The following is a 19,649-nucleotide window of genomic DNA, read 5'->3' as shown; positions in this document are numbered from 1 at the left end:
TGTCCTGCTCTCGGCGCTTACGTCAGGTGTTTCAATGGCAGTGTTTTTTACTGCCATCGCCTGGTTTATTGAGAGTACATTCGGGTCGAGTTTGCTGGTCTCAACGGTCTTGTCATCGGGCTACATCATCACGTTCTTTGCTCTGCCCTTCATTGGACATATAACGGATAAAACGACATGTAAGCGGATGCTGACGATTATGTATGTCCTGGGCGCCATCAACGCTCTGGCCTTTTTTTTAATCAATCCAGGCGAGCTCAGTGCCCTCCTTTCGTTTACGGTCATTTTGTTATCCACATCCGTATTTACGTTGATTCGCGCCTCTGATCAGGTCATTCGCGCCACCTATATGAAAAAGGTGTTGCCTGAGCAAAAGCTTTACCACGCGAACCGATTGTTGGAAATGGTCAGGCAGGGAATAACGTTTCTTTCAGGGGGCGTGGCGTTTTTTATCCTTCAGGACAAATCTATTCACAACGTGTGCTTGGTTATGCTTCTCTGCTTCACGCTGTCATTACTGATTAACGTTTTTATTCCGGTGGATAATGTCAGCGGCGCTGAACCTGAAAGCCATAAAACGTTAAAAGGTGGCATGTATGTTAAAGGTTATGATTTCTTTCTGGGGGAACAAAAACGCGTTGTAGAACTGCTTTCTTTGTTTCCATATATCTGTGTGGTGTTTCTAAATGCCTTATATCCTGCGCTGTTTACACAGATCGGTGCCCCAGTGAGCGCATACGCGATTCTGGTGGTTCCTTACGGGCTGGGCGCAATTGCGGGTAGCATGTTAAATTCTCAGCGCTATCTGCCGACCCTGAAATCTGTATATCTGCTTTTTGGCACGGTGTTTACCCTGGGTTTACTGCTTCCTTTACTCTTTAAAACCCTCAGCGCCGTATATGCGTGCCTTTTCCTTATCGCCTTCTGCCATTGCCACATCAGGGTAAGACGAAACACACTGATCATGACCCAGTCAGACAGCCAGGCGCTGGCTCGTATCCTCTCCTTTAACGAGATTGTATTTATCTGTCTCTCAACGGTATTAGGCTTGGGATTAAGCTTTATGGCCGATCGACTGGGATTCTGGCTGGCCTGGGAAAGTGTCATTGGTCTTAATATCGTGGTTCTGATGCTGATTACAGCGGTACGACGGGTTCCGACATCAACGATCGCCGTGAGTAATGCAACAGAAAATGGGCGCTAAAGGAAAACGGAGATCGGTGCCGAAGCCTGATCACATCAAGGCGTTAAGCGCCAATCGCCTGCTCTGGCATGGCGCGCAACCATGGCTGACAAAAGCGTTGAATCAGTATCTGTTTTAACTGAGACGTTGCCCTGTATTCTTAAACAAACATCGGTTCAAAACTCACCGGAAAATTCAGTGAATTTGCGATAAAACAGGCTTCGTGGGCGTGATGATGCAGTGCTTCGGCTCGGGCTACATCATCTTTATTACGCAGCGCCACTCTGGGTTTTAGCGTAATGCGGGTAAAATGGCCACGATCCCCTTCGACCATGGTGCCTTCAGCTGAATCCTCATAAGCGTCAATAATAATGCCGGCATCGGCGCAAAGATGCAGATACCACAGCTTATGGCAGGCCGATACTGACGCCAGCAAGAGCTCCTCTGGATTCCAGCGCGCGGCATCACCACGAAATGCCGGATCGGCACTAAGTGCGACCGTGGCTTTACCTTCACCGGACAGTTCGCCGTTTCGGTCATAGGCCGTGTAAGACTGCGTCCCGGCGCCGCGATTACCCGTCCAGCGCACGTTGACCTGATAATGATGCTCCCGTGTTGCCATTCGAGGCTCCTGTGAAAAGTGGTTATCGCTATTTGCGTTTATGGGCAACGGCCAGCATCGTGCGGCCCAGTTGGCGTTCGGCCTGGGCATAGTCACGCTGCGCGACGACAACGAACAGCGCGTCCAGGATATTTAACTGCGCGATGCGCGCAGCCGCGTTTTCACCGGTCAGCGGCGAGCCCTGGGCGGTCGAGCAGATAACGGTATCGGCAAGGTTAGCCAGTGGTGAACCAATGGAATTAGTAATGGCAATGACCGGGACGCCTTGCAGCTGCGCGGCCTTCACCGCTTCGATAATGTCTTTAGTGCGGCCGGAATGTGAAATGGCGACAACCACATCCTGTTCGTTCAGTAAGGCAGCCGACATCAACATCATATGCGGATCGTCGTAGGCGGCCGACCGCGTGCCGATACGCAAAAACTTATGCACCGCATCCCGCGCGATTTGCGCCGAGCCGCCGAAGCCGTAGAAGTCTCGCTGGCGGGCGTTTGCCAGCAGATCTGCGGCTTTTTCAAAGGCCGCCATATCCAGGATAGCCAGTGTTTCTTCAATAGCCTGAACAGAGGTGCGAAAGACCTTACTGACGATCTCACGCGTGGTATCGCTGGGAGAAAGCTCCTGATGCATTTCGGTGATGGGCAGGCGGTTATACAGGGCTGCTTTTATGCGTAACTCTTTGAAACCCTTGAAACCCAGCTTCTTTGCTGTCTTCACCACCATCGCCTCTGACATTTCGCAACGGCTGGCAATGGCTTTGATAGAGACATTCTCATCAAAATCGCTTGATAACACGGCGTGAACCAACCGGGCTTCAAGAGAAGTTAATGAGGCGATCATTAGTCGTAACCGGGGACCTATAGCACTGACATCATCAGCTCGATTACTCATGACATACCTTGTTGGATGATTATTTTTTAAATCTATCATGTCATGAGGTCCGATCGCCACGCCGCCCCATGGTCGGCATGGCGATGCATCAACAGGGTTTACAAAACTTACGCCTTTCGTGTGACAGCAGGCGCTTTATTGCGGAGCTTCCGCCGCTCAGAGTGCCACTCTTTAAGCACAACACCGCCCGATGCCACTATCAAAATCGCGCCCCACAACGCGAGCGTGATGAACTGGCTAAGATCGAGCAGAATCGAGGCGGTAGACACCAACTGCAGAATCAGCAGCGACAGAATCACGCCGCTGACCCGGCCAAATCCACCCAGCGGATCGACCCCGCCCAGCACCGCAGCCAGAATAGCGACCAGCAGGTAGCTTTCACCGTAGGCCGCATTCGCCGAATCGAAACGCGCCATCATGATAATGCCCGCGATACCGGCAAATAAACCCGAGATCAGATAAACCCATACCAGGCTTTTGCGCGTGTTAATGCCGGAATAATGGGCCGCTCTTTCATTGGAGCCGATCATGGCAATCGATTTGCCCAGTGGGGTTTTATTGACGAAAATGCTTAACGGAATAATCGCCAGTGCAAAAATGATGAGTGCAAAAGGGATGCCAAACACCGTACCGTTCCCGATAAACACAATCGGCGCCGGAAAGCCGGAAATCACATCGCCATGGCTGAATCCGATGGCAATACCCTTCACCGCCGTCATCGTGCCCAGCGTCGCCAGCATCGGCGGCACGCGCAGGTAGGCCACCAGCACGCCATTCAGCAAACCCACCAGCGCTGACAACACCAGGCCCAGCAGCAGTGCGCCAATTTGTAGCAGATCCCCTGATGCTCCCTGCATTTCAGGCATGAAGGTGGTCAAGGTGTAGGCGACCGTTAACGCGCACAAGTTGGCGGTGGCGATGATCGAAAGATCGATACCGCCGGAAAGCATAGGAATCATCATGGCGAGTGCAAGAAATCCCAGTTCCGGCAGCTGGAAGCCCATCGATCGCAAACCTGCCGCCGCAAACAGTTTGTCGCCTTCAAGCAGCCCAAGACCGATCACCATAACTATCAGAATAAACAGCAGCCGGACGTTGGTGGTTCCCAGCCGTTTTTCCACCTGCTCCAACACGTTGCCAGTCTGCTTCATGATATTGCTCCTTCATCGACGAGCTTGTTCTGTTTGCGGGTTTCTCTGGCCATCATGATCATAGCGGCGATGATCACCAGACCGGTGCTGAACAACGACCAGTAAGATGAAACACCCAGCAGGATCAGGCCATTCTGCATCACTGCAATCAGCACCACGCCCAGGACGGTGCCCAGAACGGTTCCCTTACCGCCGGTCAGGCTGGCACCGCCGATGACCACCGCCGCCACCACGTCCAGTTCCCTGCCAACCAGTGCCGTCGGGGAAACCGACTGGGCAAGTTGTGCCTGAACCAGCGACGCCAGACCAGCCAGCGCCCCCATGTAGCCATAAACCAGCATATTCAGTTTGAACACGTTGAAGCCTACGCGTTGCGCGGCATCCGGGTTGCCACCGGTGGCATAGATTTGTCGGCCGGTGTTACTTCGGTTGAGCAGCAGCCACGTCAACACAAACGCCAGAACCAGAGCGATAATCTGGAAGTTCAGCGCATAGGTAGCCCCTTGCGCATCGGTATAGAACACCAGTTCAAACCCGGCGTTAAACCAGTCCGGCAGCATGAAAATGTCCTGGCCGCTGGTCACCGTCAGCAGAATGCCGAAGAAAACGTTTAGCGTTGCAATGGTGATAATCAGCGCGGAGGTCCGCAGCACGTTAACCAGCACGCCATTGATAAAACCCAGTACGATGCCCAGGCCGATAGCAACGGCAAAAATGCCCACCCAGCCCAGCCCCATATTGTTCGCTAAGGTCAGGGCGACATACTGGGTAATGGAGGCGGTGGCCGCAAAAGAGAGATCGATGCCGCCGGTAATAATCACCACCAGCAGGCCCGCAGCCATGATGCCAATAAAGGCTGTTGCGCCTGAAACGTCCAGGAGGTTTTGTAAGGTTGCGAACTCCGTGGTGAATACGGTCAGGAACACAATCATCAGGGTCATTACCGCCAGCAGGCGGCATTCGTGGGTGTGAATAAAACGCGGGAGGAAATCACGCATTTACTGCCTCCTTTAATTCTTCTTCGCTGCAGCGGCCAGGGAAGTATTCCCCATTAAGCCTGCCGCCGCGCATCACTAACACCCGATCGCTGTGATAATAAATCTCGGGAATCTCATCGGAAATCATAATGATGGCGATACCGCTGGCGGCGAGTTTCCGCACGATGGCGTAAATACCGTCTTTGGCATGAATATCGACGCCCACGGTGGGGCTGTCCAGGATCAGCAGTTTGGGTTGCGTCGCCAGCCATTTTGCCAGCACCACCCGCTGCTGGTTGCCGCCTGACAGGGTTTTGACTTTGTTGTCGGGATTACCGGCTTTGATAGACAGGGAGGCAATCGCGTCGTTGACCGTTTGCTCATACAGGTCGTCACGAATGAGTCCGGCTTTGTTCACCAGCTTCTCCACTACAGAAAGCGTAATGTTAGCGCTAATGGACTGCTCCAGTACCAGGCCCAGTCCCAGACGATCTTCTGACAGATAGGCAATGCCGTGTTCAATAGCATCGCGGTTAGATCGCATTTGTACGGCATGACCGTGGAGTTTTATTTCGCCCTGATGTGGGCGCGTCAGACCAAACAGGCTCAGCGCTAATTCGGTGCGTCCCGACCCCAACAGGCCGGTGAGACCGAGAATTTCGCCACGCCGGATATCAAACGAAATATCCCGATACTCACCTTTACGGGACAAGTTGCTGACTTCGAGCACCGTTTCGGTTTGCGGTCTGTCTTTGGCAACGGATTCATAATGGAACTCTTTACCCGTCATCAGCGTGGCCAGTTTACGGTCTGACATCTCGCGGGCATCAAAGGTGCCCAGCTTCACGCCATCGCGCATCACGGTCACGCGATCGGCAATTTCCAGTACTTCATCCAGACGATGGCTGACAAAAACAATCGTGATGCCGCGCTGTTTAAGCTGCAGGGTGAGCTTCAGTAAGGCGTCCACTTCATGGCGCGTCAGGGAGGAGGTGGGTTCATCCATAATCACCAGCCGGGCATTCGCCGCCATCGCCCGGCAAATTGCCACCAGCTGACGCTGAGCAATAGAGATATCAGCCACTTTGTCATTCAGGTCGAGCGAAACGCCAATGCGCGCAACCGCTTCGGCCGCTATCTCATAAATCTTTTTCCAGTTAACCCGTTTAAAGCGGCCGGTATGCTGACCGATGGCAATGTTCTCCGCCACGGTTAAATTAGGGAACAGAGGCAGGTCCTGATAGATCACCTGCACGCCCAGACGGGTGCTTTCTACTGGCGTTAGCGGCGAAACCTCATTTCCGCTAATCGTAATACGGCCACCCGGCTCGGGCTGATGTACGCCAGACATCACTTTGATCAACGTCGACTTACCGCAGCCATTCTGTCCGCACAGACAATGTACCTCGCCCTCTTCAAGCGTGAGGCTGACATCTGAAAGTGCATGCACGCCGCCGAATATTTTCGATATGCCATCGAGTTGTAAAAATGCAGGCATAGCACTATCCCTTACCTAATCAGAATACGGGGAACTGGCCGGGTTCTGTTGAACCTGGCCAGCAGCAGCATTGATGGTGAGAATTACAGACCGAGTTTGACGAGATCGTTAACGTTGGCTTTGGTGATCTGAAGGATGCGGTCCACCATGATCACCTTGTTTTCGTTATCCACAGTGGCTTCCCCCAAACCCGGAATGGTCATGCCGGTTTTGAATTCCGCATTATCCAGCGCGAGGCGGGCCACATCCGTCATGGCCAGTCCGGCTTCTTTCGGACTCCACAAGAAACCTTCACGAATCACACCAGACATAATGTATGCCCGCGCCTGGGAGGGAATAGTGGTCCCCACCAGGGCGATTTTTTTCTCCAGATGACGTTTTTTCAGCACGTTACCTGCACCGATCGGACCGTTCGAGCCCATCGACATAATGCCCGTCACGTTCGGATGTGCTTTCAGAATATCCTGCGTAACCCGCTCGGATTCATCGATAAAGTCCGCACCAGGAAAACGGTCGGCGGCCAGTTTCATATTCGGGTAGTGCTCTTTTTGGTAGGCGATAGCGGCATCGGCCCACTGATTGTGACCCGTGGTCGTCAATGTGCCGACCAGCACGACATATTCCCCTTTTTCACCCATCTCGCGCGCCAGGGCTTTCATCTGTGCTTCGCCGTAAGCTTTCGCGCTCATGAGCTCCACATCCCAGGTTTTGCCTTCCTGGTTTGGACCTTCCTGAGTGATCACCATGATGCCCGCATCACGCGCACGCTTCACGACCTGCGCGGTGACTTTGGTATCCAGCGGAACCAAACCAATCACATCAACTTTTTTGGCAATCAAATCTTCAATCAGCTTCACCTGCTGCGCAGGATCGGCTCGCGTAGGTCCCACCATTGAGGTTTTAAGATTGTTTTTTTCGCCGCCCTCTTTTAATCCCTGATTAAGGATATTGAACCAGGGCACACCGGCTTCTTTCACCACGGTCACCATGGTTTTGGTTTCGGAGGCCAGTGCGGACATGGGAAAGGCTAAACTTACTGAGACGGATAACAGCGTAGAGATGCTTAACAGTTTAATTATATTGCGGCGATTCATTTTGCTACCCCTGGTTATCATTAACATGATGAAATCATCTCTTGTCAGAAATTGATATAAAGCGTCAGCTGCCAGCAATGACGACAGCAAATAAATAATCAACCCTGAAAAGTGGGTATTCGTAGTAATAAAAAGAGAAAATAAACCGTTCTACCGGTTAAGGGTTTTTCCCGTTTTCCAAAACAAACCGCATAATTGTCCTGGTACACTCAAGAATTTACTTAAATTAATATCAAAGTAAATTACCTGCCACTAATAAAGATTCCTTCTTTGATAAAGCTCACACATTTCATTAACAAAATCGCGGCAGCGATCAAACTGAATCGTGGATCAGGGCTTCTTCATGCTGGCTTTCCTGCGCGTTAAGGTAACCGAGCGTGATGCTGAAGCAGGCCCGTTCCCCTCCGGCCAGTGACCGCACATTCCCGGCACGCTTTTCTGCCAGATAACCTTCAACGCCGCAGGTCGCCGGCATCGCGAAGGCGCACACCTTCTGCATGTTATTCGCCAGAATCCAGCGCGTCAGAAACGGAAAGTGTTCCGGGTTATAGTTCACCGTAAAGGCATCACCTTCCGGCCGCCTGAGCATGACATGGACCTGACCATCCTCGGCTTTACGCAGATTTTTGATGTAGAAAACCAGTTCAGGATCGGGCTGCAACTCAGCGTTAAGCACTTCTGTGCTGGCGGGATCGTGCCTGAGCTGCTCAAGCCTTGCCAGATAGGCATCATTCGCTTTCACGATGGCCGGTACTGACGAACGGATCACCGTGTCGGCCGCCGTAAAGGCCGCAGGCTGAATGATGCGAGCGCCTTCGACATAGGCAAAGTTAGCATGGCACATGTACATCAGATCCATGGGATTGCGCGACAGGTTCTCTACCTCCATGCACACTTCAAAGGTCGCGCTGTCCGGACGGATAACCACCCGCGGCTGGGCCAGATAATGGTCACCAAATCCCATCAGGTATTCACGCTCACTCACCAGCGCCAGCCACGGCCCCTGCGCATCCTCGCCCGTTTCAATACGTGCCCGCTGCATAGGTGCAACAGGCATTTCACCGTGCAGAGCGTGCGTGTCTTCCGCTGTGGGGTTACCGTTGCGCAGCAGCCCTGAGTGATACATAAAGCAGCCGTAGGTGCCGACAATATCGCTGGCAGGACGTGGCTCGGTAAAACGGCTTTGCATTGTCAGGTCAACGCCATCAAACATGGCCTGCCAGATCATCTGACCAAAATAAGGAAGCACCACCAGATGACCTCGGGCGTTTTTCAGCCGCACGGCTTCGATTCCTGATTCATAGGTAAATAACGTCGCGCTGCACCCCGCTGCCTTGACGATCTCTATGGGTTGGGTATGGAAAAATGCCTTCTGGAGCTGGAAGGTGGTCGGTAACAGTGTGTGTTGCATAACTGGCCTCAAAATTTACTGATTATTTTTTTTAGTAAACCCATCCATCTTGTGATCGCGCACAGTTTATTTCAATGGGGGTTTTTCTATTTTCGGAATGTCAGCCTCTGGAGAAGCCTTCCTGCGCCGTTGAAAACAGAGGGAAAATGAATAAGGGTCGTAATGAATCTTAATACTATAATATTGAGATATTTATCACAGATTATTTTTATTATTGGCAGATGCCAATAATAAGGGGAGAGGGGTTATTAATCTCTGCCCTTATTATTTTAATAAGGGCAGTCTCCTGTGCGATTGGGAAGGTGCTGAGAGGTCGGTTTTCAGAATCTGATGTTGTAGCGAACAACATCATCAACCTGGGCTAGCTTGTCGTAGAGTTTACGCGCGGGGTTATTTTCATTTGTCACCCAGTACACCTTTGCCCAGCCCGCCTCACGGGCTTCATCGCAGACCCGCGTGATGAGCGCTTTTCCCGCTCCCACGCCACGCGCATTTTCTTCAACGAAGAGATCTTCCAGATAGCATACGGGCTGTGTAAACCATGTGCCTTCATGTATCACGCAGACCACGAAGCCCGTCACCTTGCCATCAAATTCGGCCAGCCAACACATTAACGCTGATTCGGGCGACTGTATTCTCTGCCAGGTAGATAACGTGACGGCATCGTCCAGGTTCTGTCCGTAAAAATGCAGATAACCTTTCCAGAGGGTTAGCCAGGCAGAGTAATCCTCTGGTATGGCTTTGCGGACCTTGAGCATTGGAAATTCCTTTTGGTTAAAACAACAACTAAGCGATGACAATGCGGGTGAGCTTTACCCGACTCTTGCAGGCACATTGGTGCACTATCAGTAATGATAACGACAGGTGCGATCAGCAGGGCATCTTCACTAAGAGCATCGTCAAGCCGATGCGCAGAAGTGAGACGGTGTGACCAAAAAACTAAGACGATATTTTCGCGCTGGCGGTTTTCCTGTCCTTTTGAAAGGGAGTCAGCTGGCACCCTTGGTGAGCGTTTTTTTACTGTGCCTTTGTCCGTTTCTTGCCATCCAGCTTCAGCAGAATACGCGAGTGTTGCTCGTGAAAAGGTCGAATGATGCGGTTAACCTTATTGCCTCATGCAGCGATCCAGGCAAGCGTTAAGCATCTACATCACCTCACCATTCTCCTGCCGGTACTCCTTCGGCGTGGTGGCATAGCTTTTTTTAAACACGGAGTAGAAATACTGGAGCGACGGGTAACCGCACATCTGGGAGATCTCATTGATGCTCAGCGACGAGCCCGCCAGCAGCTCCCTAGCCTTCTCCAGCTTCTCACGGTGGATCATGGCATGAATCGTGTCGCCGGTTTCATCCCGGAAACGCTTCTCCAGGTTTGAGCGCGACATGCCAATCGCATCCAGCACCTGCTCTACCTTAATGCCCTTGCAGGCGTTGAAGCGGATAAAGTGCATCGCCTGGATCACGGCGGGATCGTGCAGTGAGCGAAAGTCCGTAGAGCGGCGGGCAATGACTTTTACCGGCGGTACTAAGATACGCTGCAGAGGCAGGGTTTGCTTATCCAGCAGGCGATGCAGCAGTTTGGCGGCCTGGTAACCCATCTGGCGCGAGCCCTGAACCACGGAGGACAGCGCTACCCGCGACAGGTAACGCGTCAGCTCTTCGTTATCAATACCAATCACGCACAGCTTCTCCGGCACCGGAATCTTCAGGTATTCGCAGGCCTGCAGCAGATGACGCGCGCGGGCGTCGGTGACGGCAATAATGCCGGTATGGGGAGGAAGCGTTTGCAGCCAGTCGGCCAGGCGGTTTTGTGCATGCTGCCAGTTCTCAGAGGCAGTCTCCATGCCCTGATAGACGACGCCCATGTAACGTTCGCGCATCACCATTTTACGAAACGCCAGTTCGCGCTCCTGCGCCCAGCGTTTGCCGCTGGAAGCCGGTAAACCGTAAAAGGCGAAACGGTTGATGCCGCGCGCTTTCAGGTGCAGAAAGGCACTTTCCACCAGCGCACTGTTGTCGGTGGCGATGTAGTGTACTGGCGGATAATCCTCTTCACGGTGATAGGAGCCGCCTACGCCGACAATCGGCACTGCCACGTCCGCCAGCGAACGCTCAATGGCACTGTCGTCATAATCTGCGATGACGCCGTCGCCCAGCCATTCATGGATATTCTCAATGCGGCAGCGGAAGTCCTCCTCAATGAAAATATCCCAGTTGGTCTGCGAAGCCTGTAAATACTCGCCAACGCCTTCTACCACCTGACGATCGTAAACCTTGTTGGCGTTAAACAGCAGGGTAATGCGGTATCGTTTTTCATGCATAGTGGCACATCCCTTTAACTCCCAGCGCATTGCATAGCACAGCCGGATGCGCCACAGAAATGGTTTGCGCCACAGTGTGATCGTTCACACGATTACAGGCGGCGGCGCGTTGCAGTGTCCATCCACACGGCCAGCAGCAAAATCGCACCTTTAACGATGTACTGCCAGAAAGTCGGCACATCCATCATACTCATGCCGTTATCCAGCGAGGCCATAATAAACGCGCCCATCACCGCGCCCGCGACGGAACCGACACCGCCGGCCAGGCTGGTACCACCAATAACGCAGGCCGCGATCGCATCCAGCTCGGCGATATTCCCGGCGGAAGGCGAACCGGCCCCCAGGCGCGAACTGAGGATTAGCCCGGCAATCGCCACCATCAGGCCGTTGATGGCAAATACCGCCAGCTTGGTGCGCGCCACGTTGATGCCGGAGAGCCGCGCGGCATCAATGTTGCCGCCAATAGCATAGATACGCCGCCCGAAGGCGGTGCGGGTGGCCATAAACATCCCCACCAGCATGAGCAATGCCAGCAGCAGGACCGGTGTCGGTACGCCGCGATAATCATTCAGCAGCCAGATCGCGCCCAGAACCAGAACGGCGGTAATGGCCTGCCGTGCTACGGTGCCGGTGGCGGCTGGCTGAGCCAGACCCAGTTGCTGACGGCGCAGCCGCAGGCGCCACTGCCACAGAATAAACAGCGCCAGGCCCGCAAAGCCAAAGCCAAAACCGATACCGCCGGGCAGATAGCTTTGACCGATCTGCGACATCGCCGGGCTTGTCGGTGCCACGGTAGTGCCATCGGTGATGCCCACCAGAATGCCGCGAAACGCCAGCATACCGGCCAGGGTAACGATAAATGAAGGGACCTTGCGATAAGCTATCCACCAACCGTTCCAGGTGCCGAGCAACAGCCCCAGCACCAGCGTGACCACGATAGTCAGCGGCAGCGGCCAGCCCAGCCAGACATCGAAGATTGCCGCCGCGCCGCCCAGCAGGCCCATCATGGATCCAACAGACAGATCGATCTCGGCGGAAATAATCACAAACACCATGCCAACGGCCAAAATGCCGGTGATCGCCGTCTGGCGCAGCAGGTTAGAGACGTTGCGCGGACTGAGCCAGGCGCCGTCGGTGGTCCAGGTAAAGAACAGGGCAATCAAGACAATCGCCCCCAGCATCACCAGCACCTGCAGGTTACGCAGGCCGAGCTTGCTGGATACGTGCTTGTTAGCCGGTGCCGCTACGGCAGGTTTACTCTCGCTGTTAAGCATAATGTTCACTCCGCAGGGCGGCTTCCATCACCTGCTCCTGAGTCAGATTGTCGTTAATCAGATCGGCTTTGATTTGCCCTTCATGCATAACCAGAATGCGATCGCTCAGGCCCAGCACTTCAGGCAGCTCAGACGAAATCACAATCACCGAGATGCCCTGCTTTACCAGGGCGTTGATCAGCACATAGATCTCCTGGCGCGCCCCAACATCAATGCCGCGCGTCGGCTCGTCCAGAATCAGGATTTTCGGGTTGAGCAGCAGGCACTTCGCCAGAATCGCTTTTTGCTGATTACCGCCGCTGAGGCGACCAATCGGCAGCTCAGGCGAAGAGGTTTTCACCCGCAGTCGTGCAATGGCGGCGTTGATGGCGCGCAGCTCTTCGGCCTCATCAAGGGTGGAAAGCCGATGACTGAACTGGTCCAGCGCGGCCAGCGTGATGTTTTTGCCTACGCCCATCAGCGGCACGATGCCGTCTTTTTTACGATCTTCCGGCACCATGGCAATGCCGTGTGCGATAGCGTGCTGACAGTCGCGAATCGTGACTTTTTGGCCATTGATCGCGATGTCGCCCTGCCAGCGTCCCGGCCAGACGCCAAACAGGCACTGCACGGTTTCGGTTCTGCCTGCACCGACTAATCCGGCGATGCCGAGAATTTCGCCCTTTCGCAGGGTGAAGGAGACGTTATTCACCCGCTTCACGTGACGGTTAACCGGATGCCAGGCTGTCAGGTTATCGACCTGCAATACCGTGTCGCCAATGTCGTGAGGCGAATGAGGATAAAGCGCCGTGAGTTCGCGTCCGACCATCATGGTGATGATGTCATCTTCGCTCAGGCCTGCCGCTGGCCGGGTGGCGATGTGCTGACCATCGCGGATGACACAGATCGTGTCCGAGATAGCCTTCACTTCATTGAGCTTGTGCGAGATGTACACGCAGGCAATGCCGTGTCCGCGCAGGTTCTGGATGATGCTGAGCAGCACTGTCGTCTCCTGCTCGGTCAGCGATGAGGTGGGTTCATCCAGGATCAGTAAGCGCACCTGTTTGTTAAGGGCACGGGCAATCTCCACCAGCTGTTGTTGCCCCAGGCCAAGCTCACCCACGCGCGTATCCGGCGAGACGTTGAGTTTGACGCGCTCCAGCAGCTGCTGGCAGCGCAGCGTCATGGTTTCATCATCTACCATGCCGAAGCGCCCCAGCTCTGCGCCGAGAAAGATGTTCTCCATCACCGTGAGCTGCCGCACCAGCGCCAGCTCCTGATGGATGATGACAATGCCTTTGCGTTCGGTATCGCGGATGGTTTGCGCCTGAATATCCTCCCCGGCAAAGCGAATCTGCCCGTCGAAATCCCCGTGCGGATAGAGCCCGCACAGGATTTTCATCAGCGTCGATTTGCCAGAGCCGTTTTCACCGCACAGCGACAGCACTTCACCGGCATCCAGCTGCAGGCTGACGTTATCCAGCGCCTTCACCGCGCCAAAGCGCTTAGTGATGTTCTTCATTTCCAGCAACATCGTTTACTCTCCTTCGCGTAGCGCGATTAGAGTTCGCTTTTCTTGTGGAAACCGTCTTTCACCACGGTGCTGTCGATGTTGTCTTTGTTGACCTCAATCGGTGTCAACAGGCGCGCTGGCACGTCTTTCAGGCCGTTATTGAGCGTGGCGTTGCTGGCTGGCGTCTGACCGTTGCCCAGCTCGATGGCAATCTTCGCGGCTTCGGTAGCCAGCTCTTTGATGGGTTTGTACACGGTCATGGTCTGGGTGCCGTTCATAATGCGTTTGATGGCAGCCAAATCCGCATCCTGCCCGGAAATGGCCACTTTACCGGCCAGCCCCTGAGCGCTTAGCGCCTGAATGGCACCGCCCGCAGTGGCATCGTTCGAGGCGACAACTGCGTCAATATTGTTTTTATTGGCGGTCAGGGCATTTTCCATAATTTTCAGCGCGTTTTCCGGCAGCCAGGCATCCACCCACTGGTCGCCAACAATTTTAATACTGCCGTTATCGATGTAAGGTTTTAACACCTTCATTTGTCCTGCGCGGAACAGGCGGGCGTTATTATCTACAGGTGAGCCGCCCATCAGGAAGTAATTTCCTTTTGGTACCTTTTTCACCAGGCTTTCCGCCTGCATTTCACCCACTTTTTCATTATCAAAGGAAATATAAAAATCGATGTCGGCGTTATTTATCATGCGGTCATAGGCAAGCACTTTAATCCCTTCACGTTTGGCTTCTGCCACTACGTTACTCAATACCTGACCGTTGTAGGGAATGATAACCAGAACATCAACGCCACGGTTGATCATATTTTCAATTTGCGACATCTGAGTTTCTTCGTTGCCATTGGCTGACTGCACGAAGACTTTTGCGCCCTGCGCCTCAGCCTGTTTGACAAAGATGTCACGGTCTTTTTGCCAGCGCTCCAGGCGCAAATCGTCGATTGCCATGCCAATTTTGACTTCTTTTGCCAGACTGGCCTGGCTGAACAGGGCCAGCGCTGCAAGGGCAGCGAGTAATGCAGGTTTCATTTTCATCATGGTCATCCTGTAGGGTACGGTTATTGTCGTTGTAAGGCTATGAACCAGGCGGATGAATTGTTCACCTTATTTTCTGCTGCCAGCAATTACTGATTTTTATCCCGCTATTACGTTTTTTGGTTTATTTCTGTATTTATGAGCGCGATCGAAAATTTTACATTTTCAGACTCACCGATTGCGAGATAGGACCTGTCGGGCGTCATAAAGCCTTCATATTTTTTTGCGAGCAAGTGCACAATAAATAATTATCTTACCGGCTGTGTGAAATATCGTAATTGAGCGCGCTGAGAGCGGGTACGCACAATAACGCTTCTGGGTAACCCATTCGGGGCCGATGCTAAGGAGCAAACCATGCACGCTTATTTTGACCAGCTTGATCGCGTTCGCTACGAAGGAACAAAAACCACCAATCCTCTGGCGTTCCGTCACTACAATCCGGATGAAGTGATCATGGGTAAAACCATGGCCGAGCATCTGCGCTTCGCCGCCTGTTACTGGCATACGTTCTGCTGGAACGGTGCCGATATGTTTGGCGCGGGTGCGTTTGATCGTCCGTGGCAGAAAGCGGGCGAGGCGCTGGATCTGGCCAAACTCAAAGCGGACGTGGCGTTTGAGTTTTTTCACAAGCTGAACGTGCCCTATTACTGCTTCCACGATGTGGACGTGTCACCGGAAGGGGATTCGCTGAAAAGCTATCGCGAAAACCTGGCCGTCATGACCGATAAACTGCTGGAAAAGCAGCAGGAAACCGGGCTTAAGCTGCTGTGGGGCACAGCGAACTGTTTCACCCATCCGCGTTATGGTGCAGGCGCTGCAACCAGTCCCGATCCGGAGGTGTTTTCCTGGGCAGCCAGCCAGGTATGCAGTGCCATGAAAGCCACCCAGACGCTGGGCGGCGAAAACTATGTGCTGTGGGGCGGTCGCGAAGGATACGAAACCCTGTTAAATACCGACCTGCGCCAGGAGCGCGAGCAGATCGGCCGCTTTATGCAAATGGTGGTGGAGCACAAGCACAAAATCGGCTTCCAGGGCACGCTGCTGATCGAACCTAAGCCGCAGGAACCCACCAAGCATCAGTATGATTATGATGTCGCCACGGTTTATGGCTTCCTGAAGCAGTTTGGTCTGGAAAAAGAGATTAAGGTGAACGTCGAAGCGAACCATGCGACGCTGGCCGGCCACGCTTTCCATCATGAAATTGCAACGGCCATTGCCCTTGGCGTGTTTGGTTCGGTGGATGCTAACCGTGGTGATCCGCAGTGCGGCTGGGATACGGACCAGTTCCCGGTCAGCGTGGAAGAAAACGCGCTGGTGATGTACGAAATCATCAAAGCAGGCGGTTTCACGACCGGCGGCCTAAACTTTGATGCCAAAGTGCGCCGTCAGAGCACCGATAAGTATGACCTGTTCTATGGTCATATTGGCGCGATGGACACCATGGCACTGGCGTTGAAAGTCGCGGCGCGCATGCTGTCTGACGGTGAGCTGGATAAACGCGTTGCGCAGCGCTACAGCGGCTGGAACGGTGAGTTCGGCCAGCAGATTTTGAAAGGCGAGTTCTCTCTGGACGCGCTGGCGGCCCATGCGCATCAGCAGCAGTTTAACCCGCAGCACAACAGTGGACGTCAGGAGCAGCTGGAAAACCTGGTGAATCACTATCTCTATGATTTTTAATCCGTAAGGAGCGCGACATGGTAATCGGGATCGATATCGGCACATCCGGCGTTAAGGCTGTGCTGCTGGATGAGCAAGGCGTGGTTGTTGCGGTGGAAACCTCACCCTTGACGGTTTCCCGCCCGCAGCCGTTGTGGAGCGAACAAGATCCCGAAAGCTGGTGGCTGGCGACAGACCGCGCGATACAGGCACTGGCCCAGCAGCACGATCTGAGTGGGGTAAAAGCGATTGGCCTGACCGGGCAGATGCACGGCGCTACGCTGCTTGACGCACAGCATCAGGTGCTGCGCCCGGCCATTCTCTGGAATGACGGACGCAGCGGCGATCAGTGCCGTGAGCTGGAACAGCGGGTGCCTGAATCGCGTCAGATCACCGGAAACCTGATGATGCCGGGCTTCACCGCGCCAAAGCTGCTGTGGCTGAAAGAGCATGAGCCTGACGTTTTTGCTCAGGTCGCAAAAGTGCTGTTGCCCAAAGATTACCTGCGCTGGCGACTGAGCGGCGAATTTGCCAGCGATATGTCAGATGCGGCGGGCACAATGTGGCTGGATGTGGAAAAGCGTGACTGGAGTGAAGTGATGCTGGCGGCCTGCGGGCTGGCGCGTCACCACATGCCTGCGCTGTTCGAAGGTAATCAGATTACCGGTGCGCTGTCAGCGGATATCGCACAGCGCTGGAAACTGCCTCAGGTGCCGCTGGTGGCAGGTGGGGGCGATAACGCTGCCGGCGCAGTGGGTGTCGGCATGACTGCGCCGGGGCAAGGCATGTTGTCGCTGGGAACGTCCGGCGTCTATTTTGTGGTCAGCGACGGCTATCTCAGTAATCCGCAACGTGCCGTTCATAGCTTTTGTCATGCCCTGCCACAGCGCTGGCATCTGATGTCCGTGATGCTCAGTGCTGCGTCCTGCCTTGACTGGGCGGCTGCGCTGACCGGCTGCGACGATGTTCCCCATTTATTGTCAGAGGCGGAGCGGGCAAAACAGGATGCGCCGCCGCTGTGGTTTTTGCCTTATCTGTCGGGGGAACGCACACCGCATAATAATCCGCACGCCTGTGGCAGCTTCTTTGGCTTTACCCACCAGCACGGACGACCAGAGCTGGCGCAAGCCGTGCTGGAAGGCGTTGGTTTTGCACTGGCCGAAGGCATGGATGTGGTACACGAATGTGGTGTGACGCCCAGCAGTATCATGCTGATTGGCGGCGGCGCCCGTAGCGGCTACTGGCGCCAGATGCTGGCGGATATCAGCGGACAGACGCTGGATTACTGCGAAGGTGGCGATGTCGGACCCGCGCTGGGCGCAGCCCGTCTGGCGCAAATGGCGCTGGATGAGAATCTGACCGTGCCTGCCTTGAAGCAGGTGCAGCGCCACCAGCCGGACCCGGCGCGTCATGCGCACTATCAGCCGAGACGTGAGACGTTCAGCCGGCTGTATCAGCAGCTGCTGCCGTTGATGCAGCAGTAATCCAACCCGAGGGCAACAATGTTGCCCTTTTATCTGAGCGATGTCTCTCATCATGCTCACAACAATCTGCCACCGTGGCACTGTCGGGCTATCTTGCCCTCATCATTTCCTCAGGGTTCATAAAGGTTGCAGCGGCAGAACCTGACCCTGCGCGACCAACGATGCAAATCGCGCGATTCATGCGAAAAATTAGCCTGAAATTTGAAATGGTAGAGGTGCATCTGATACTGCCCTGGCTCACCACGTAAACCGGCTTCTTTGTGAGGCCGGTTTACATCAGTCAGGTTACTTAGCCAATTGCCCCCAGCGCATCGTCCTGACTCTGCTTCTTCGGCAGCAGGAACAGCGTTGCCACAATATCCAGCAGATAGATGAGCGCCAGTAAGGTAATGGCCGCCACGAAAGAAAACTTGCCTGCCAGCAGGCCGATCACCAGCGGGCCGAATCCACCGACGCCACGTCCCAGGTTAAACAACACATTTTGCGCGGTCGCGCGCACCTGCGGTGGGAAGGTATCCGAGATTAGTGCACCGTATCCGCCGATCATGCCATTAACAAACAGCCCCATCAGGGCGCCCGTAAACAGCATAACGGTGGGATCGCGCAGTTGCGCATAAACCACAACCATCACGACTGCGCCGAACTGATAAAGCAGGAAAATTTTCCAACGTGCAAAGCGGTCCGCCAGCACGCCAAACAACCAGATGCCAAAAGTCATGCCGACCACGGTTACTGCCGTCCAGAGGCCGGATTTTGTCAGGCTGAAACCGAAGTTTGATGAGAGGTAGCTCGGCATCCAGATCATCAGGCCGTAATAACCAAAGTTCTGGACGGAGCAGAGAATAAAGATCCCCAGACTGGCCTTGCTGGTGGCGCGGTCTTTAACCAGTAATTTCAGTCGGGCGGGAAAAGACAGCGAGGGAACATGTTTGATCTGACGGGTAAAGCTCTCAGGTTCGCCCATGCTGCGGCGAATGATAAACGACACCAGCGCGGGCAGCAGCCCCACAAGGAACATCCCGCGCCAGCCAATAACACTCAGCAACGGCGGCGTGATAAACGCCGCCAGCAGAACCCCCAGTTGCCAGCCGATCCCGACCCACGCCGATGCGCGGTTGCGCTTCTCTGCCGGCCAGGCTTCCGCAATCAGCGCCATGCCGATACCAAACTCGCCGCCGAGCCCCATTCCAGCCAGCGTGCGGTACGCCAGCAGATCCCAGTAACCCTGAGCCACCGCGCACAGGCCGGTAAAAACGGAGAACATCAGTATCGTAATGGTTAAGACACGAATACGCCCGTAGCGATCGCTGAGATGGCCAAACACGATGCCGCCAATCACGGCACCAATCAGCGTCCAGGTCACCAGCGAGCCCGCCTGTGAAGGATCAAGCGCCAGCGACAGGCTAATGGCAGGCAGCATAAATCCCAGAATCAGCAGGTCGAATCCATCCATGGCATAACCGCTGACGGCAGCCAGCATCGCTTTGGCAGGCGTAACGCTCTGCTTAGAAGAGGAAGAAGAGGACATGAGTCAGCACCCGTTGGTTAAAAAACTGGC

General features: G+C 54.3%; 16 protein-coding genes. 3 read left to right on the top strand and 13 right to left on the bottom strand.

Translation table 11 applies throughout. The features are described from left to right. Positions 1-34 precede the first annotated feature (34 nt). Complete coding sequence (locus tag EL29_RS18235; protein ID WP_022623740.1) at positions 35-1,204, top strand: MFS transporter; 1,170 nt, start codon at positions 35-37, stop codon at positions 1,202-1,204. A gap of 139 nt (positions 1,205-1,343) precedes the next feature. On the opposite strand, the gene EL29_RS18230 is transcribed toward EL29_RS18235, so the two are convergent. From EL29_RS18230 to xylF, 12 genes are all read right to left on the bottom strand, one after another. Then, a complete protein-coding gene (locus EL29_RS18230) occupies positions 1,344-1,805 on the bottom strand; it encodes an OsmC family protein (RefSeq protein ID WP_014332948.1) in 462 nt (153 codons plus the stop codon). A 28-nt stretch (positions 1,806-1,833) separates the two neighbouring features. Next, the gene (locus tag EL29_RS18225; RefSeq protein ID WP_014594942.1) at positions 1,834-2,733 is read right to left on the bottom strand and encodes a MurR/RpiR family transcriptional regulator; all 900 of its coding nucleotides are present in this window, start codon (positions 2,731-2,733) and stop codon (positions 1,834-1,836) included. Between the two features lie 68 nt (positions 2,734-2,801). Continuing rightward, positions 2,802-3,845, bottom strand: a complete 1,044-nt coding sequence (locus EL29_RS18220; RefSeq protein WP_028716102.1) for an ABC transporter permease — start codon at positions 3,843-3,845, stop codon at positions 2,802-2,804. Further along, positions 3,842-4,843: an ABC transporter permease gene (locus tag EL29_RS18215; RefSeq protein WP_014332951.1), complete on the bottom strand. Its 1,002-nt coding sequence runs from the start codon at positions 4,841-4,843 to the stop codon at positions 3,842-3,844. The genes EL29_RS18220 and EL29_RS18215 overlap by 4 nt, the downstream gene beginning before the upstream one ends. Beyond that, complete coding sequence (locus EL29_RS18210; protein ID WP_028716101.1) at positions 4,836-6,320, bottom strand: sugar ABC transporter ATP-binding protein; 1,485 nt, start codon at positions 6,318-6,320, stop codon at positions 4,836-4,838. The genes EL29_RS18215 and EL29_RS18210 overlap by 8 nt, the downstream gene beginning before the upstream one ends. Positions 6,321-6,403: 83 nt before the next feature. Continuing rightward, positions 6,404-7,414, bottom strand: coding sequence for an autoinducer 2 ABC transporter substrate-binding protein (locus EL29_RS18205; protein ID WP_014332953.1), 1,011 nt, complete (start codon positions 7,412-7,414; stop codon positions 6,404-6,406). A 313-nt stretch (positions 7,415-7,727) separates the two neighbouring features. Further along, positions 7,728-8,825 (bottom strand): aldose 1-epimerase family protein, encoded by a 1,098-nt coding sequence (locus tag EL29_RS18200; RefSeq protein WP_028716100.1) that lies wholly within the window; start codon positions 8,823-8,825, stop codon positions 7,728-7,730. Between the two features lie 320 nt (positions 8,826-9,145). After that, positions 9,146-9,583 carry a GNAT family N-acetyltransferase gene (locus EL29_RS18195; protein ID WP_014332955.1) on the bottom strand — a complete coding sequence of 146 codons (438 nt, stop codon included), beginning with the start codon at positions 9,581-9,583 and terminating at the stop codon, positions 9,146-9,148. A gap of 386 nt (positions 9,584-9,969) precedes the next feature. Continuing rightward, on the bottom strand, positions 9,970-11,145 hold the full coding sequence (gene xylR, locus EL29_RS18190; RefSeq protein ID WP_014332956.1) for a D-xylose utilization transcriptional activator XylR: 1,176 nt from the start codon (positions 11,143-11,145) through the stop codon (positions 9,970-9,972). 92 nt (positions 11,146-11,237) lie between these two features. Beyond that, the gene (gene xylH, locus EL29_RS18185) at positions 11,238-12,419 is read right to left on the bottom strand and encodes a xylose ABC transporter permease XylH (protein ID WP_014332957.1); all 1,182 of its coding nucleotides are present in this window, start codon (positions 12,417-12,419) and stop codon (positions 11,238-11,240) included. Beyond that, entirely contained in the window at positions 12,412-13,932 is a 1,521-nt protein-coding gene (locus EL29_RS18180) for a xylose ABC transporter ATP-binding protein (protein WP_019104654.1), read from the bottom strand. Before EL29_RS18180 ends, xylH begins: the two co-directional genes overlap by 8 nt. Before the next feature lie 26 nt (positions 13,933-13,958). Then, positions 13,959-14,951, bottom strand: a complete 993-nt coding sequence (gene xylF / locus EL29_RS18175; RefSeq protein WP_019104653.1) for a D-xylose ABC transporter substrate-binding protein — start codon at positions 14,949-14,951, stop codon at positions 13,959-13,961. Between the two features lie 354 nt (positions 14,952-15,305). Here xylF and xylA point away from each other — a divergent pair, with 354 nt between their 5' ends. Both xylA and xylB read left to right on the top strand, forming a co-directional pair. Next, complete coding sequence (xylA, locus tag EL29_RS18170) at positions 15,306-16,628, top strand: xylose isomerase (RefSeq protein WP_014332960.1); 1,323 nt, start codon at positions 15,306-15,308, stop codon at positions 16,626-16,628. A 17-nt stretch (positions 16,629-16,645) separates the two neighbouring features. Beyond that, positions 16,646-18,091, top strand: a complete 1,446-nt coding sequence (xylB, locus tag EL29_RS18165) for a xylulokinase (protein ID WP_019104651.1) — start codon at positions 16,646-16,648, stop codon at positions 18,089-18,091. A gap of 289 nt (positions 18,092-18,380) precedes the next feature. On the opposite strand, the gene EL29_RS18160 is transcribed toward xylB, so the two are convergent. Next, positions 18,381-19,619, bottom strand: a complete 1,239-nt coding sequence (locus EL29_RS18160; protein WP_013023945.1) for an MFS transporter — start codon at positions 19,617-19,619, stop codon at positions 18,381-18,383. Positions 19,620-19,649 lie beyond the last annotated feature (30 nt).

The sequence above is a fragment of the Pantoea ananatis LMG 2665 genome, assembly GCF_000710035.2.
In the GTDB taxonomy this organism is placed as follows: domain Bacteria; phylum Pseudomonadota; class Gammaproteobacteria; order Enterobacterales; family Enterobacteriaceae; genus Pantoea; species Pantoea ananatis.
Note: the sequence above shows the minus strand (reverse complement) of the source record. Positions and strands in the feature narration are given on the sequence as shown.